The following is a 15,014-nucleotide window of genomic DNA, read 5'->3' as shown; positions in this document are numbered from 1 at the left end:
ATGCGCGCGGAGCTACCGCGACGACGCCCCGGCCTCCGGAGCGTCGTGGTCCGCTTCCCACTCCTCGCGGGCCGTCTCCACGTCCTCCGGCTGTTCGTTCAGCAGGCACGCGGAGGGGTGCTCCCCCGCCGGCAACGCGGGTTCGATCGCCTCGCAGGGCGACCGGTAGCGCTCCCGCAGCGTCGCCGCGGCGGTCTCGCGGTCGCCGTCGGCGAGCGCGCGGATCGCCTCGCGGACCGTCTTCTCGTCGTCGGCCGGGAGCTCCGTGTCGAACGCCTCCTCGCGGAGCGAGTCGACGAACGCCGCCCGGTCCTCCCGATCGGGGTCGCCGACCTGCTCCCACCGCAGGTCCACGTCGATGTCGCCGTTCTCGATCCGGGTCCTAAACTCGCCGATCTCGTGGAACGTCGCCTGCGGCACGTCCAGCCACGGCGGCTGGATCAGCTCCGGACACCGCGTCCGGAACGAACAGCCCGAGGGCGGGTTCCGCGGCGAGGGCACGTCGCCGCGGATCGTCTCGACGGTGCGGCTCCGCTCGTCGGTGTCCGCCCGCGGGACGGACTCCAACAGCGCCTTCGTGTACGGGTGTTGCGGATTCTCGAAGATCTCCTCGGTGGGGCCGATCTCCACGACCTTCCCGAGGTACATCACGGCGACCCGGTCGGAGATGTGTCGCACTACCGAGAGGTCGTGTGCGATGAACAGGTACGTCAGGTCGCGCTCGGCCTGCATGTCGGCGAGCAGGTTCAACACCTGCGCCTGCACGCTCACGTCGAGCGCGGAGACCGGTTCGTCGAGGACGATGAACTCCGGATCGATGGCCAGCGCGCGGGCGAATCCGATGCGCTGGCGCTGCCCGCCGGAGAACTCGTGGGGATACCGGTCGATCTGGTCGGCCGAGAGCCCCACCTCCTCTAAGAGGGTCTCGGCGCGCTCGCGCCGCTCGGCACTGGTCCCCACGCCGTGGATCGCGAGCGGCTCCGTGATGATCTCCCCGGCGGTCATCCGCGGGTCCAGGCTGGAGAACGGGTCCTGGAACATCACCTGCGCCCGCCGTCTGAACGCGTTCAGTCCGTCGCCGGAGAGCTCGAAGACGGGCTCGCCGTCGAACGTCACGGAGCCGCCGGTGGGATCGCGGAGGCGCATCAGCGTCTCCGCGAGCGTCGACTTCCCGCACCCGGACTCGCCGACGACGCCGAGCGTCTCGCCCTCGCGGACCTCGAAGGAGACGCCGTCGACCGCCCGAACCGCCTCCGGCTCCGCGCCGGTCAACCGGTCGAGCAGCGTGTCGTTCTCGTAGTAGTACTTCTCGAGGCCGTCGACGGTGACGAGGGGGTCAGTCATCGCTCACCTCCGCGTCGGAGGCGATCGACCCATCGGCCGCGGTCGATCCGTCGTCCGCGGCCGCCCCGTCGTCGGTCGGCCCCGCGAGCCGCTCGTCGGAGACCGCGTCGGCCTCGCTGTACTCGCGCTCGGCGAGGACGCAGCGGGCGCGGTGTCCGTCGTTCACCTCGTACTCCGGCGGTCGCGTGAGACAGTCGGTCATGGCTTTCGGACAGCGGTCGGCGAAGTAACAGCGGTCGGGCATGTTCGCGTCGACGAGGTCCGGCACGTTGCCGGCGATCGGTTCGAGCCGCTCGCCCGGCTGGTCGATGTCCGGCACCGAGCCGAGCAGCCCCTTCGTGTACGGGTGGACCGGGTCGTCGAACACGTCTCGCAGGGTGCCGCGCTCGACCACCTCGCCGGCGTACATGACGCTCACGCGGTCGGCGACCCGGGCGACGACGCCCAGGTTGTGGGTGATGAGCACGACGCTCATGTCCAACGTCTCCTGGAGGTCGGCGAGCAGGTCGAGGATCTGCGCCTGGATGGTCACGTCGAGCGCGGTCGTCGGCTCGTCGGCCACGAGCAGGTCCGGATCGCCGGCGAGCGCCTGCGCGATCATCGCGCGCTGGAGCATCCCGCCGGAGAACTGGTGCGGGTACTCCTCGGCGCGCTCGGCGGGGTCGGGGATGCCGACGCGTTCGAGCAGCTCGACCGCGCGGTCCCAGCTCTCCTCGGAGGTGTACGAGCGGTCGGGGAGGACGCCGTCGAGGAGCATCCGACCCAGCCCGTACCCCTGCGTCCGAGACCGCGTCGAGCGCGGGTTCGCGCTCGCTCGACGCTGCACCTCGGCCGCCTCGGCGATCTGCTCGCCGACGGTGATCGAGGGGTTGAAACTGCTCATCGGGTCTTGGAAGATCATGCTGAACGCCGAGCCGCGGAGCGACCGGCGCTCCGCCTCGGAGAGTCGGCGAAGGTCGACGAAGTCGCCGTCGACCGCTTCCGGTTGATCGCCTTCGACCCGCGCCGCGAGATCGGCGTTGTTGTACCAAATCTCCCCGCCCGTAATCCGCCCCGGCGACTCGACGAGGTCGATGAGCGAGAGGCCGGTGACGGACTTCCCGCTGCCGGACTCGCCGACGACGCCGAGGACGGAGCCGGCCTCGACGGTGAACGAGACGTTCTCGACCGCGTTGATCTGTCCCTCCTCGGTGAAGAAACGCGTCGAGAGGTCCCGGACGCGCAGCAGGTCGGTCACGGCGCACCTCCCTGTCCCTCGATGTCCGGATCGAGGGCGTCGCGCAGCCAGTCGCCGATCAGGTTGATCCCGACGACGGCGCCGACGATGGCGAGGCCGGGAACGGTCGCGATCCACCACGACGACGAGAGGTACTGGCGCCCCTGCGCGATGTCGAAGCCCCACGAGAGCTGCGCCCCCGAGAAGCCGAGGAACGACAGCGAGGACTCCAGCAGGATGATCGCGGCGATCTGGATCGTCGCGAGCACCAAGATCGGCGTCAGGCTGTTCGGGAGCACGTGTCTGAGGATCACGTGGAGGTCGCTTCCGCCCATCGACCGCGCCGCCTTCACGTACTCCTGATCGCGGACGGAGAGCGCCTCCCCGCGCGCGACGCGCGCGAACCACACCCAGTTCACGAGCGCGACGACAGCGATCACGGTCCCCGGCAGCACGATGTTCTCGGGCATCTCCGCGGACGCGATCCCGAACGCGACCAGCGGGTCGGGGATGCGCAGCGACGCCTGTCCCCACAGCCCGATGAGCGCGATCGCGAGCACGAGCGACGGGAACGCCAACATGACGTCGGCGAACCGCATCAGCGCGTCGTCGATCCGGCCGCCGTAGTAGCCGGCCGTGATCCCGACGGTGACGCCGAGCACGACGGCGATGGATGTGCCGAACAGACCGACCAGAAGCGACGTGCGCGCGCCGAACATCGTCCGCGAGAGCACGTCGCGGCCGAGCGAGTCGGTGCCGAGCGGATGCGCGGTCGTGGTGTTGACGACGACCTCCTCCTCGACGATCTGCACCTCTCCGTCGACCATCTGCGAGCTCGTCTGGTTCTCCGTCGCCGTGAACCCCAGCGGCGGGACGTTCGCGTTGTCGAGGTCCTGCTCCGTCGGATCGTGCGGCGCCAAGAGCGGGGCGAAGACCGCCGTGAAGAGGATGACCGCGAGGATCGCGATCCCCAGCTTCGCGAGGAGGCTCCGCGAGAGCTCGCTTCGGAGGTTTCGAAGGGTCCGCGGGGAGATCACCGGCGGCTCACCTCCGGATCCGTCTCGGGCGACGCCCCGCGCGCCGCCTCGGTCGTTCGCAGTTCGCCCGTGCGACACGCCACACCGCCCGAGAGAAGGGGGAGATATCGGTTCGTCATCAGTGGACCACCCGCGGATTGAGGTACGCGTACAGCGCGTCGACGAAGATGTTGATCAGCACGAACCCGGTCCCGATCACGATAAGCGACCCCTGGATCAGCGGCCAGTCGCGGACGTTGATCGAGTCGATGACCAGCGTGCCGAGCCCGGGCCACGCGAACACGGCCTCGGTGATCACCGCGCCGCCGATCAGGGTCCCCAGCTGGAGCCCCAACACGGTGACGATCGGGATGAGGGTGTTCTGGAGCGCGTGTTTGTACTGGATCAGCGACTCCGGGAGCCCCTTCGCCCGTGCCGCGCGAACGTACGGCTGTCCGAGCTCCTCGATCATCCCGCTGCGGGTCAGTCGGGTGACGAGCGCGGTGAAGTACGTGCCGAGCGTCACCGCCGGCAGCGCGATGTGCCACAGCCACGTCCGAAGCCCGTCGAGGAAGGCGCCGACGTTCATCGGGGCCGCGAACCCGTTCTCGACCGTGACGAGGAACGCGAACGTCTCGAAGAAGCCGATCGGCCGCCGGCTCGTCGGGAATATATCGAGCTGTACCGACAACACCAGGATGAGCATGATCCCGAGCCAGAAGTTCGGGGTCGAGATGCCGACCAGCGAGAACAGGGTCGCCCCGTAGTCGGCGGGGTCGCGCCGGCGCGTCGCGCTGATGACGCCGAGCGGGATCGCGATGACGACCGCGACGACGGTCGCCGCGACCGCCAGCTCGACGGTGGCCGGCACCCGGGCGAGCACGATGGTGCTCGCCTCCGTCCCGCGGAGGTACGAGTACCCCATGTCCCCCTGTAAGAGTCCGACGATGTAGTCGGCGTACTGGACGTACAGCGGCTGATCGAGTCCCAGCTCCGCGGCTATCTGCGCGCGAAGCTCCGCGCTCGCGTCAAGCGGCGCGACGAACGTCACCGGGTCGCCCGGAGTGATGAACCGCAGCAGGAACACCGCGGTCACGACCCCCCACACGACCAGCACGCCTTGGATCCCGCGTTTCAGGAGGAACCGTCCCAGCGCCATCGGACCTTAGTTTTCGCCCGGCAGGTTCTGAGACTCGGACATGAGCTCGTCGACTTCCTCGTCTTCCCGGTAGCTGGAGAGCGCCCCGTCGGAGGTGAGAAGCGGGATGATCGTCTGGCTGGCGTCGAACGTGGTGTTCCCCCAGCCGAGCAGGTAGAAGTGCGGCATGTTCTCGAGTTCGCCGCTCGTCACCTCGCCCGCGAGCGAGGCGAAGTCGCGCTGCTCGACCTCACAGGAGACGTTGGAGAGCTCGTCGATCTGGTTGGCGACCGCCTGCGCGATCTCCACGTCGCGGAGGTACCGCCCCACGGGCGTTTCGAGGGTGATCTCGGCGCCGGCGTGGCCGGAGTCCTCGACGAGCTGTTCGGCCTGTTCGACGTCTTGCGGGTACGGATCGACCTCCTCGTTGTAGCCGACGAATCCCTCGAGGGTGGGCTGGCCGGTCGGGTCGGCGAACCCCTGCAGGATGTTCTCGATGATGCTGTCCAAGTCGATGGCGTAGTTCAGCGCCTGCCGGAACTCCACGCTGGAGAACGGCTCCACGTCGTACCGCATGGCGTTGAACACGACGCGGGTGCTCGGTACCGCCGCGACCTCCGTGGTGTCCTCGTCGCGGACGCGGCTCACTTCCTGCGGCGGCACGTTGACGATGAGGTCCGTCTCGCCGGCGAGCAGTTGCGAGACGCGGGTGCTCGACTCGCTGGCCGCGCGGATCGTCAGCTCGTCGATCTCCGGCGCGTCGCCCCAGTAGTCCTCGTAGGACTCGTAGACGATCTGTACGTCCTGTTCGTATTCGACGACTTGGAACGGGCCGGTCCCGTTCATGTCGGAGTTGATCTCCGAGGACTCGCGCGACTCGATCCAGTCCTGCTGGACGACCTTACAGTACGAGGCGAAAAGCGAGAACACGATCGGGTTGATCCCGTCGGAGGTCACCTCGACCCCGCCGTCGACGACCTCGGCGCCCGTGACGCCGGCGAGCTGGTCCCTCTGCGGGCTCTCGATCCCGACCTCGCCGTCGACGACCCGGTTGACGCTGTAGGCGATGTCCGACGGCTGGAGCTCGTCGCCGTTGTGGAAGGTGACCCCGTCGCGGATCTCGAACCGGACGCGCCCCTCTTCGAGCCGCTCGTAGTCGGTCGCGAGCGCGTCGATGATGTCGCCGTCGGCGTTGCGGCCGAGCACGCCGTCGTGGGCCTGCACGACGATGTTGTCGGTCGGCGTCTCGCGGTGGTCGTGGGGGTCGAGCCCCGAGTCCATCGACGACTGGGTGATCGTGACCGACGGCTCGCCCTCTGTCACCGATATGGCCTGCGCCTCGATCCGCTCGTCGCGGCGGGCGGTCCAGTCGAGTCGGCTCGCGATGCCGTACACGCTGTACTGGCGGTTGAGGTAGATCCACGGGGCGCGCTCGTTGAGCCGGAGGTTCGCGCGCCGGAGGTGCTCCTCGCGGGTCTCCGGCTCCGGGAGCTCCTCTTCGTCCTCTCCGTCGGAGCCGTCCTCGCCGTCGCTGCCGTCATTTACGTCGCTTCCGTCGCTTCCGTCACTCCCGTCGCCGCCGTCGTCCGAACAGCCGGCGAGTCCGACGGTGGCCGCAGTGCCTCCGACGTACTTGAGGTACGTCCGGCGGTTCACGTCCGAGTCATCGCGTGACATAGGCGGTTCAATACTATCGGGGGATATAAGATCTGTGGTCACGTACCACGGTTATCAACGGCCTCAGGCCCCCGCATTCGGCTGATTTACCGGTCTCGCGACCCGCGGCTACGAGGCGAGAAGGTTTAATTCCCCGCGGGTCGCTCCCTCCCTATGAGCAGAGCCGATCTCGGCGAGCGGTGGCAGCGCGTGTTCGACGACACCGAGGCGACCGCGGCGGAGTACCGCGACCGCGGGTGGGAGGCGATCGCGCTCCACCCCGGCGACGTGAATCCGATCGCCGACGAGGCGCGGCTCCACGTCTTGTTACCCGGTTCGGAGTTCGACGAAACCAACGAACTGCTCTCCGGGGTCGCGGTCGAATCGGTTCGGGTGTACGCGGCGGCGGGCGAAACGGCCAGCTATCGGCTGGTGGTTGCGGAGAACGCGACGGAGGAGAGAGCCGTCTGCGTCCCGACGTTCGTCCTCGACTCGGACGCGGAGGCGCTCGAAGCGGCCGCGACCGAGGCCGGCGAGCTGGGGATCCGGCTCCGCCCGCTCGACGACCGCGACAGCGTGGAGTTCGCCGTCGACGACCCGGAGCTATTCTTCCGAGATCCGGCCGAGTAACCGCGATCGCGCCGCTCGCTCCCCTCCGGGTGCCACGTTCGTGGCGATCGCTCCGTCCGAGGACTTCGACGTATTCATACTTGTGCGATCACGATCATCGTCATGAACCGAGCAGAGAAGGCGGCCCTCCAGCTGCAGGCGGTCGCCGTGTTGCGGATGCTAAAGGAGACGCGAACCTACGAGGAGCTGTCCGAGGTGACGGGGCTGCCCGCGGGCGACCTGAACCGGTACGTCAACGGCCACGTGCTCCCCGGCACCGACCGCGCGAGCGAGGTCGTCGAGGAGGTCGGCCGCGAGGCGCTCGCGGACGAGCTGCTCGCCCGCGTCGAGTTCGACGACGGGGGGTACGTCGACAACTCCGGGGTCGTCTTCGACCAGTCGTTCCTCGATCTGGTCGCGCCCGTCGCCGCGGAGACGTTCGAGTTCGAGTCGCCGGACGTGGTGCTCACCGCGGCCACCGACGGGATCACCCTCGGCGCGGCGATGGCCTCCTTCTTCGACGCGCGGCTCGCGTACGCCAAGAAGTCGAAGGAGACCGCCGTCGAGGAGTTCATCGAGTCGCGCCAGCGCCTCGCCTCGGGGATCGAGCTCACCTACTACCTCCCCGCGAGCGCGATCGACGCCGGCGACACGGTCCTCGTCGTCGACGACCTGATCCGGTCGGGCGAGACGCAGGAGCTCCTCTTGGACATCGCTCTGCAGGCCGACGCCGACGTCACCGGCGTGTTCACCCTCATCGCCGTCGGCGACGAGGGGATGGAACGCGCGCGAGAGATCACCGACGCCCCCGTGGGCGCGCTGACGACGTTCGAGTAGGCGGGACCGCGCGGTGTGTAGGCACGTTCACGTATTTCTCTCGGCTCTCTAACGTTTTAAACCGGATTTATATACGCACACTTGCATACCGATCGCTAGCGTTCAGCAAGGCTTATCATTCGATCCCGGGGAACACTCACCCGTTCAATGGGGCTTACAGACACGCTCGCCGCGCGGTTCGACGTAGAGGAGCACGGCTCCGACGTCCGTACGGAGCTGGTCGCCGGGCTCACGACGTTCCTCGCGATGTCGTACATCATCGTGGTGAACCCGTTCATTCTGGCCGAGGCGATCCAGCTGCCCGGGTACGAGTTCTTCGAGGTCGTCCAGATGATCGCCATCGCGACGGTCATCTCGGCGGCTATCGGGACGGCCGTGATGGCGCTGTACGCGAACCGGCCGTTCGGGCTGGCGCCCGGTCTCGGGCTCAACGCGTTCTTCGCGTACACGGTCGTGTTGGGGCTCGGGATCCCGTGGGAGACGGCGCTCGCGGCGGTGTTCGTCGAGGGAGTCCTGTTCATGCTGCTCACCGCGGTCGGGGCACGAGAGTACGTCATCCGGCTGTTCCCCGAGCCGGTGAAGCGGTCGGTCGGCGCCGGTATCGGTCTCTTCCTGCTTTTCATCGGCTTTCAGGAGCTCCAGATCGTCGTTCCCGACGACGCGACGCTGGTCACGCTCGGCGGGATCTTCGGGAACCCGTGGGCGATCTTAGGGCTGCTCGGGCTCGCGTTCACCTTCGGTCTCTGGGCGCGCGGAATCACGGGCTCGATCGTGATCGGCATCCTGACGACCGCCGTCGCCGGCTGGGGGCTCACCCTCGCCGGCGTCTTCGAGCGCGGCGCGATCACGCCGGAGACGCTCCCGAGCGCCCAGTACGACATCACGCCGCTCGCGGGGGCGTTCGTCGAGGGACTGGCGCAGATCGACCCCCTCACGTTCGTCTTGGTCGTGTTCACGTTCTTCTTCGTCGACTTCTTCGACACCGCGGGGACGCTCATCGGCGTCTCGCAGTTCGGCGACTTCCTCGACGAGGACGGCGACCTCCCCGACATGGACAAGCCGCTGATGGCCGACGCGGTCGGGACGACCGCGGGCGCGATGCTCGGCACCTCCACCGTGACGACGTTCATCGAGTCGTCGGCCGGCGTCGAGGAGGGCGGCCGCACCGGTCTGACGGCGCTGGTCGTCGCCGGCCTCTTCCTCGCGTCGCTCGCGGTGATCCCCGTCGTCGCCGCCATCCCGGAGTACGCCTCCTTCATCGCGCTGATCGTCGTCGGCGTGATGATGCTGCAGGGACTCGTCGAGGTCGACTGGGACGACCCCGCGTGGGCCGTCTCCGCCGGCCTCACCGTCACCGTGATGCCGTTCGCCTACTCGATCGCCGACGGGCTCGCCGCCGGTATCATCGCCTACCCGCTGATCAAGGTCGCGGTCGGCGAGTACGACGACGTCGCGCTCGGCCAGTACGCGCTCGCGGCGCTGCTGGTCGCCTACTACGTGTTGCAGACGCGCGACGTCATCCTCTGAGACACGCAGCGTCGGTCTCCACGCGTCGACGCGGTCGCTTTCTCTCTCGCCGCCGTCCGCGATCCCCAGCTACGGCGCGGTCACGGCGAACTCGTCGAACTCCCCGTCTTCAACCGCCTCGACGGTGTCGGGGACGCCGGTGTCGAACGTCAGACCGACTCGGTAGGAGTCGGCCGCGATGTCGTCCGTGCACTCCTCGCCCGCCTCGGGGTCGCGCCGGCTGATCACTCTGACGGCGGCCGCGCCTTCCGCGGCGTCGTACGTCGCGCGGTCGAGCGCGACCTCGCCGCACGAGCTCGACGAGTAGCTGATCGTTCCCTCCACCGTCACCGTCGACGCCGCCTCGTCGAACGCGATCCGGGGCGGCTCGTCGGCCGCGGGCGCGTCGTCGATTCCGAGCGTGATCGTCGCGTCGCGGAGTTCGGTGGGGCGGTCGGAACCGCCGGAGCCGGAGTCACCACCGTTACCGGTGTCGTCACCGCCACTCGGCGACCTGTCGAGACACCCTCCCAGCGACGCGCAGGCGATTCCGGCGCCCGCGAGCAGCGCGCGGCGGTTCATACCTCCACGTCCGTCCGGGACCGATATATGCTTTCCAGAGGGTGAAAGCGGTCTTTCGGTCTCGCGCCTGTCGCCCGTGCGCGTCGCACGCACCGTCCACCGTACTTCTTTACGCGTCTACGCCTTATGCGGAGACGATGACGGACCTGACGCTCTACGAACTGGAAGGGTGCCCCTACTGCGCGAAAGTGAAGACCAAGCTCGCCGACCTCGATCTGGAGTACGAGTCGGTGATGGTGCCGCGCTCGCACGACGAGCGCACCGAAGTGGAGGAGATCTCCGGACAGACCGGCGTGCCGGTCCTCGTCGACGAGGAACACGGAATCGACGCGATGCCCGAAAGCGACGACATCGTCGAGTACCTCGAGGAGACGTACGGCGGCGCGAGCTAACTCCACGGCTGCCCCCGACCGATCGCGAGGCTATTTATCCGGCGCTCGCCACGTGCCCAGCGTGCGACTCGTCCACCGAAGCGCGTCGTCCGACGGCGACACACCGTCGACGCTCCTCGCGAGCGACGTCGACGTGGCGCGCTCGACGCTCGAACAGGGCCGCGGGCTGATGTTCCGGCGGTCGATCCCCGACGACTACGCGCTCGTGTTTCCCTTCGACGGCCCGGACACGCAGTGGCTCCACATGCTGTTCGTCCCCTTCGCGATCGACGCGCTATGGCTCGTCGACGGCGAGGTCCGGAAAGCGGAGCGGCTCGCCCCGTTCGTCGGGCTGGGCCGCGGCCGCGCGGACACGGTGGTCGAGCTCCCGGCCGGCGCGGCCGACGAGGTCGCCGTCGGCGACGAGGTCCGCCTCGTCGAGTGATTCGGTTTCGACGCCGCGACTCACCCGCCGTTCGGGGTCCGAAGCTCGATCTCGACCCGCGTCCCGCCGGCCGACGCGGAGCTGATGTCGAAGCCGCCGCCGCCGGCGCCGACGATCCAGTTGACGTACCAGAGCCCGAGCCCGCTGGCGTGCTCCAGCGGCGTCTCCTCGCCGGTGAGCACCGCGCGTTCGGCGGGCGGGATCCCCGGCCCGTCGTCGGCGACGACGAGCGACGCCCACGACTCGCTCGGGAGCTCGGCGGCCGTGATATCGACGCGCGGGCGCTCGGCGTCGCTGTGGCGGATCGCGTTGTCGACGAGCTCCGCGATCGCCTCGGCGAGGTAGCCGATCGCCGACACCGTGATCCCCGCCGGTACGTCGACCTCGATGTCGGCGGCCTCGCGGAGCTCCGGGGGGAGCGAGGCGAGCGCCTCCTCGACCGCGTCGGCGAGGTCGAGCCGGGTGGGCGCGGGTCGGTCGGAGAGCAGCCGCTCGACGCGCCGAGAGGTCTCGCCGACGCGGAGCAGGCGCTCGGCGGTGTCGACGACGCGTTCGAGCTCCGCCGTCAGCTCCGGGTCGTCGACGGCCTCGATGGCCCGCTCCGTGAACCCGGTCACCACGTTGAGGTCGTTCCGGAAGTTGTGCCGGAGCACCCGCGTCAGAACGGCGAGCCGCTCCTCGCGGATCGACGCCTCCGTGCGGTCCTCGGCGACGCCGATCGCGCCGACGACCTCGTCGCCGTCGACGACCGGTCCCAGCGCGAGGCGGTAGGGGACGCGCTCGCCGGACCGGGTCAGCAGCGTCGCCTCGCAGTCGGCCGGCTCGCGCTCGCGGTACACGCGCCGGAGCGCCTCGGCGACGGCACCGCGGGTGTCACGGTCGAACAGCGCCGTCAGGTCGGTCCCCGACAGCGCCTCGCCGTCGCGCTCGACGGCGGCGGCGAGCCGGTCGTTCCAGCGCGCGAGCGTCCCGTCCGCGGAACACTGGAACAGCGCGGTCGGCACCGTCGAGGCGACGGCGTCGACGACGCGCAGCTGCGACCGGAGCTCCTCCTCGGCGGCGACGCGGTCGGTCACGTCGGTCAGTCCGACGATGAGCCACCGCTCGTCGGCGATCGTCGTCGCGTGGAGCGACACCGCGAGGCGGCGACGCCCCCGCGCCCCGCCGATCTCCCACTCGAACTCGGTGACTCCCCCTCGCTCGATCGCGTCGTCGACGACTGCGGCCACCGACTCGCCGTCGACCGTCTCGTCGGTCTCGCCGAGGTCTGCGAGCCCCATCAGCGTCAGGGTCCCGCGGTCCTGCCCGAGCAGTTCGGTCGCCGGCGCGTTCGCCGCCCGGATCGCGTGCGTCTCGGGATCGCAGGCCAACGCGGGCGTCGGAACCGCCTCGACGAACGACCGCACGACGCGGGGTGTCGACTCGCCGTCACGATCCATCAATACCCCGCTTGATGGGCTCGGAACTTATAAACAGCGAGGGAGATCCCCGACGGCAGGGGGGCTTCCGGACGGCTAGCGGCTCAGTCCGCCTTCGCCTGCCAGTCGCGGACCGTGTCCGCGCCCACGCCGTCCACGTCGGCCGCCAGGTCGTCCGGATCGATCGACTTGAGGTCGTCGACGCCGTCGACGCCGGCGTCCTTCAGCTTCTCGGCGGTCTTCTCGCCGATCCCCTCGACGGTCTGGAGCTCGGACCCCTCCTGCCGAGCGGTGAACTCCCGGTAGTTGCAGATGGGGCAGCCGAGCTCCCACGGCTCGTCGCCGGAGTGGACCCGGAGGTGCGGGAGGTCGTGCTCCTCGCAGGTCTCGTCGGTGACCTCGATCTCGCCGCGGCGGGGGAGCGGGAGCGAGTAGTCGCAGTCGGGGTAGCGCGTGCAGCCGACGAGCCGGGAGCCGGAGCGGAGCCGCTTGATGGCCAGCTCTCCGCCGTGTTCGTCGCCGCAGTCCGGACAGACACCGATCACCTCGTCCTCCTGCTCGTCGGCCGCGTCGGCCTTGCACTGCGGGCAGCCGTGGACGAACGTCTTCCGGCCCGCGAGCATCTTCACGTGCCGGAGGTCGTGGTCCTCGCAGGTCTCGTCGAGGATGAGCGGCTTCCCCGTGGAGGGGAGCGGCAGGGTGTACTCGCAGTCGGGGTAACCGTCGCAGCCGACGAAGTACGACCCCTGTCGGGACTTCCGGACGAGGAGGTCCTCGCCGCACTCGGGACAGGGGCCGAGCGTCTTGTCCGCCTTCAGCGACTTCTGGAGGTGGTCGCCGACCGCCTCGCGCGACTCGGTGAGGTCGTCGAACACGCGGTCGAGCAGCTCGCGGGACTCCTCGGTCACCTCGTCGTACCCCTTCTCGCCGGCCGCGATCGCCTGCATGTCGCGCTCGAGCTGGGCGGTCATCTCCTCGCTGACGATGTGTTCGGCGAACTCCTCGGCCGCCTCGACGACCGCCTCCGCGAGCCGGGTCGGCCGCGGCGGGTCGCTCTCGATGTAGTTGCGGTCGTACAGCTTCTCTAAGGTCCGGTGGCGGGTCGCCTTCGTGCCGACGCCGCGCTTCTCCATCTCCTCGATGAGCCGGGACTGGCCGTACCGGCGGGGCGGCTGGGTCTCCTTCGCGTCCGTCCGCCGGTCGGTGAGCGCGAGCGTCTCGCCGACCTCGACGTCGGGGACGATCCGCTCGTCGCTGGAGCGGTACGGGTACACGTCGTGGTAGCCGGCCTCCAGCAGGCGCTTCCCGTTCGCCTTCAGCCGGAGCCCGCCATCGGCGACGAGGTCGCCGGGGCCGGCCGCCTCCTCGGGGTTCCGGAGGGCTGCCAGCCCGTCCGCCCCCTCGGCGATTCCGGTCGCTTCGCCGTTCGCGAGCGCGACGACGCGGAGCCGCTCCCACGTCGCGGGCTCGGCGCAGGTCGCGAGGAAGCGCCGGACGATCAGCTCGTACACCTCCCACTCGTCCTCGGAGAGGTCGGAGGCGGCGGGGAGTTCGCCGGTCGGGTGGATCGGCGGGTGGTCGGTCGTCTCCTCGTCGCCCTCTGTCGGTTCGATCTCCTCCTGATCGAGGAGGCCCTTCGCGTCTGTCCCGAACGTCGAGGCGGCCGAGAGCTCCTCGATCAGCTCGCGGGGGTCGAGATCCTCGGGGTACACCGTGTTGTCAGTCCGGGGATACGTGACGTAGCCGGCGGTGTACAGGTCCTCCGCGAGCGACATCGCGCGCTGCGCGGAGTAGCCGAGCGAGCCCGCGGCGCGGATGAACGCCGTGGTGTTAAAAGGGGTCGGCGGGTCGTCGGTGCGGGTGCGGCGGCGCACGTCGTCGACGACCGCGTCGTCGGCCGCGTCGAGCGCCTCCGTGAGCACTTCGGCGACGTCGCCGTTCCAGACGCGCTCGGCCTCGTTGCCCTCGTCGTTTAAGTAGAAGTAGCGCGCCTCGAAGGGGTCGCCGCCGGACTTGGTCAGGTTCCCGTACAGCTCCCAGTAGGCCTCCGGGTCGAACGCCTGGATCTCGCGCTCGCGGTCGACGATCAGCTTGAGCGTCGGCCCCTGCACCCGACCCACCGAGATGAAGTCGTCGCCGAGCTGGCGGGCCGATAAGGAGAGGAACCTGGTGAGCGCCGCGCCCCACGTCAGGTCGATCACCTGTCGGGCCTCCCCGGCGGCGGCCAGGTCGAAGTCGAGCTCGTCGGGGTTCGCGAACGCCTCGTTGACCTCGTTGTCGGTGATCGAGGAGAAGCGGACCCGGTCGATGGGGGCGTCCTCGTTCACCTCGCGCACCAGCTCGTACGCCTCCTTCCCGATCAGCTCGCCCTCGCGGTCGTAGTCGGTCGCGATGACGACCCGGGAGGCGTTGCGCGCGAGGTTGCGGAGCGCGGCGACGATCCCCTCCTGCGTGGGCTCTTTGGTGACCGGCGCGTCGATCAGTTCGACGGGCTCCACGTCGCGCCAGTCGTTGTACTCGGCGGGGAAGTCGACGCCGACGACGTGGCCCGAGAGGCCGATACAGCGCTTGCCGCCCCACTTGTACACGTTCACGTCGTTCTGCCGCTCCGCCGTCGCGGACTCGCCGCTCAGAATGTCGGCGATGCGACGCGCCGCGTTGTCCTTCTCCGTGATGATCAGCTCGGGACCCCGACTCATTGCCCCGAGGTAGGCCGCTCCCCCGTCTAAAGCTTTCGCGACGCCTGATCGCACGCGCGAGCGCGCGAAACTGCCGGGAGCGACATCCGCTTTCGAGGACCTGTCTCCGATCTGTGATCCGGGCGATGTCACTCCTATCGGCCGCCTTATCCCTGTTTCTACCGTTTGGTAAAACAC

General features: G+C 69.2%; 14 protein-coding genes. 5 read left to right on the top strand and 9 right to left on the bottom strand.

What is annotated here, in order from left to right; genetic code table 11:
* Nucleotides 1-12: 12 nt before the first annotated feature.
* The 6 genes from FGL94_RS10920 to FGL94_RS10900 are packed head-to-tail and all read right to left on the bottom strand — an operon-like array spanning nt 13 to nt 6,391.
* Complete coding sequence (locus FGL94_RS10920) at nt 13-1,344, bottom strand: ABC transporter ATP-binding protein (RefSeq protein WP_144924779.1); 1,332 nt, start codon at nt 1,342-1,344, stop codon at nt 13-15.
* Nucleotides 1,337-2,581 carry an ABC transporter ATP-binding protein gene (locus tag FGL94_RS10915; protein WP_144924776.1) on the bottom strand — a complete coding sequence of 415 codons (1,245 nt, stop codon included), beginning with the start codon at nt 2,579-2,581 and terminating at the stop codon, nt 1,337-1,339. Before FGL94_RS10915 ends, FGL94_RS10920 begins: the two co-directional genes overlap by 8 nt.
* Entirely contained in the window at nt 2,578-3,597 is a 1,020-nt protein-coding gene (locus tag FGL94_RS10910) for an ABC transporter permease (RefSeq protein ID WP_144924773.1), read from the bottom strand. Before FGL94_RS10910 ends, FGL94_RS10915 begins: the two co-directional genes overlap by 4 nt.
* On the bottom strand, nt 3,594-3,716 hold the full coding sequence (locus tag FGL94_RS18820; RefSeq protein WP_277752622.1) for a hypothetical protein: 123 nt from the start codon (nt 3,714-3,716) through the stop codon (nt 3,594-3,596). The genes FGL94_RS10910 and FGL94_RS18820 overlap by 4 nt, the downstream gene beginning before the upstream one ends.
* Nucleotides 3,716-4,735 (bottom strand): ABC transporter permease, encoded by a 1,020-nt coding sequence (locus FGL94_RS10905; protein WP_144924770.1) that lies wholly within the window; start codon nt 4,733-4,735, stop codon nt 3,716-3,718. Before FGL94_RS10905 ends, FGL94_RS18820 begins: the two co-directional genes overlap by 1 nt.
* A 6-nt stretch (nt 4,736-4,741) precedes the next feature.
* Nucleotides 4,742-6,391: an ABC transporter substrate-binding protein gene (locus tag FGL94_RS10900; RefSeq protein ID WP_144924767.1), complete on the bottom strand. Its 1,650-nt coding sequence runs from the start codon at nt 6,389-6,391 to the stop codon at nt 4,742-4,744.
* Nucleotides 6,392-6,544: 153 nt separating this feature from the next.
* Between FGL94_RS10900 and FGL94_RS10895 the strand changes: the two genes are divergently transcribed.
* The 3 genes from FGL94_RS10895 (at nt 6,545) to FGL94_RS10885 (ending at nt 9,343) form a co-directional block, all read left to right on the top strand.
* A complete protein-coding gene (locus FGL94_RS10895; protein ID WP_144924764.1) occupies nt 6,545-7,000 on the top strand; it encodes a DUF7529 family protein in 456 nt (151 codons plus the stop codon).
* A gap of 102 nt (nt 7,001-7,102) precedes the next feature.
* Entirely contained in the window at nt 7,103-7,816 is a 714-nt protein-coding gene (locus FGL94_RS10890; RefSeq protein ID WP_144924761.1) for a phosphoribosyltransferase family protein, read from the top strand.
* 147 nt (nt 7,817-7,963) lie between these two features.
* Nucleotides 7,964-9,343, top strand: coding sequence for an NCS2 family permease (locus FGL94_RS10885; RefSeq protein WP_144924758.1), 1,380 nt, complete (start codon nt 7,964-7,966; stop codon nt 9,341-9,343).
* 69 nt (nt 9,344-9,412) lie between these two features.
* On the opposite strand, the gene FGL94_RS10880 is transcribed toward FGL94_RS10885, so the two are convergent.
* Nucleotides 9,413-9,904 (bottom strand): hypothetical protein, encoded by a 492-nt coding sequence (locus FGL94_RS10880; protein WP_144924755.1) that lies wholly within the window; start codon nt 9,902-9,904, stop codon nt 9,413-9,415.
* Nucleotides 9,905-10,041: 137 nt separating this feature from the next.
* Between FGL94_RS10880 and FGL94_RS10875 the strand changes: the two genes are divergently transcribed.
* A complete protein-coding gene (locus tag FGL94_RS10875; RefSeq protein ID WP_144924752.1) occupies nt 10,042-10,296 on the top strand; it encodes a glutathione S-transferase N-terminal domain-containing protein in 255 nt (84 codons plus the stop codon).
* A 52-nt stretch (nt 10,297-10,348) separates the two neighbouring features.
* A complete protein-coding gene (locus FGL94_RS10870; RefSeq protein WP_144924749.1) occupies nt 10,349-10,720 on the top strand; it encodes a DUF192 domain-containing protein in 372 nt (123 codons plus the stop codon).
* Nucleotides 10,721-10,740: 20 nt separating this feature from the next.
* On the opposite strand, the gene FGL94_RS10865 is transcribed toward FGL94_RS10870, so the two are convergent.
* Both FGL94_RS10865 and FGL94_RS10860 read right to left on the bottom strand, forming a co-directional pair.
* A complete protein-coding gene (locus tag FGL94_RS10865) occupies nt 10,741-12,159 on the bottom strand; it encodes an ATP-binding protein (protein WP_144924746.1) in 1,419 nt (472 codons plus the stop codon).
* An 83-nt stretch (nt 12,160-12,242) separates the two neighbouring features.
* The gene (locus FGL94_RS10860; RefSeq protein WP_144924743.1) at nt 12,243-14,837 is read right to left on the bottom strand and encodes a DNA topoisomerase I; all 2,595 of its coding nucleotides are present in this window, start codon (nt 14,835-14,837) and stop codon (nt 12,243-12,245) included.
* Nucleotides 14,838-15,014 lie beyond the last annotated feature (177 nt).

This window comes from Halorubrum salsamenti, from assembly GCF_007671685.1.
GTDB lineage: Archaea > Halobacteriota > Halobacteria > Halobacteriales > Haloferacaceae > Halorubrum > Halorubrum salsamenti.
This window is presented reverse-complemented; position numbering and strand designations above follow the sequence as displayed.

Coding starts and splice junctions, on each gene's coding strand:
- FGL94_RS10920 (WP_144924779.1), bottom strand. CDS start 1,344: ATGACTGACCCCCTCGTCACCGTCGACGGCCTCGAGAAGTACTACTAC.
- FGL94_RS18820 (WP_277752622.1), bottom strand. CDS start 3,716: ATGACGAACCGATATCTCCCCCTTCTCTCGGGCGGTGTGGCGTGTCGC.
- FGL94_RS10905 (WP_144924770.1), bottom strand. CDS start 4,735: ATGGCGCTGGGACGGTTCCTCCTGAAACGCGGGATCCAAGGCGTGCTG.
- FGL94_RS10900 (WP_144924767.1), bottom strand. CDS start 6,391: ATGTCACGCGATGACTCGGACGTGAACCGCCGGACGTACCTCAAGTAC.
- FGL94_RS10895 (WP_144924764.1), top strand. CDS start 6,545: ATGAGCAGAGCCGATCTCGGCGAGCGGTGGCAGCGCGTGTTCGACGAC.
- FGL94_RS10890 (WP_144924761.1), top strand. CDS start 7,103: ATGAACCGAGCAGAGAAGGCGGCCCTCCAGCTGCAGGCGGTCGCCGTG.
- FGL94_RS10885 (WP_144924758.1), top strand. CDS start 7,964: ATGGGGCTTACAGACACGCTCGCCGCGCGGTTCGACGTAGAGGAGCAC.
- FGL94_RS10880 (WP_144924755.1), bottom strand. CDS start 9,904: ATGAACCGCCGCGCGCTGCTCGCGGGCGCCGGAATCGCCTGCGCGTCG.
- FGL94_RS10875 (WP_144924752.1), top strand. CDS start 10,042: ATGACGGACCTGACGCTCTACGAACTGGAAGGGTGCCCCTACTGCGCG.
- FGL94_RS10865 (WP_144924746.1), bottom strand. CDS start 12,159: ATGGATCGTGACGGCGAGTCGACACCCCGCGTCGTGCGGTCGTTCGTC.
- FGL94_RS10860 (WP_144924743.1), bottom strand. CDS start 14,837: ATGAGTCGGGGTCCCGAGCTGATCATCACGGAGAAGGACAACGCGGCG.